Annotated in this window: 1 protein-coding gene; it reads right to left on the bottom strand. The window is 70.6% G+C overall.

Annotated features, from left to right (window positions below):
* Positions 1 to 30: 30 nt before the first annotated feature.
* Positions 31 to 462 (bottom strand): CoA transferase (locus TN53_RS42325; RefSeq protein ID WP_046264232.1); only part of this gene is annotated, 432 nt, incomplete at its 5' end.

Raw genomic sequence — 462 nt, 5'->3', positions numbered from 1 at the left:
GGGTAGGGGCGGCGGGGGCGAGAAACCAGGTCACACGATCCCCCGCACCCGCAGCCGCACGAGCTGATCCTCCGTCACCTCCGCCAGCCTGCCCAGGACTTCGGCGGTGTGTTCGCCCAGCGTGGGCGGCGCGGTGTAACCCTCGACCGGGGTCGCCGAGAGCCGGATGGGGTTGGCGAGCAGAGGCAGCCGCCCTGACACCGCGTCCTCGACCTCCGTCACCATCCCCCGATGCCGCACCTGAGGATCGGCGAAGACCTCGGGCATCTCGTTGAAAGGCCCCGCCGGGACATCGTGTGCGTCCAGTACCCCCAGCCAGTCGTCCCGCGTCCGCGTCCGCATGATCCCTTCGAGTACCGGCAGGATCTCCTCGCGATGCGTGATCCGCGCGGACGTCGTGGCGAATCGCGGGTCCTGGAGCAGCTCGGTACGGCCGGCCGCCGCACAGAACGCGGCGAACTG

The organism is Streptomyces sp. WM6386, assembly GCF_000972385.1.
In the GTDB taxonomy this organism is placed as follows: domain Bacteria; phylum Actinomycetota; class Actinomycetes; order Streptomycetales; family Streptomycetaceae; genus Streptomyces.
This window is presented reverse-complemented; position numbering and strand designations above follow the sequence as displayed.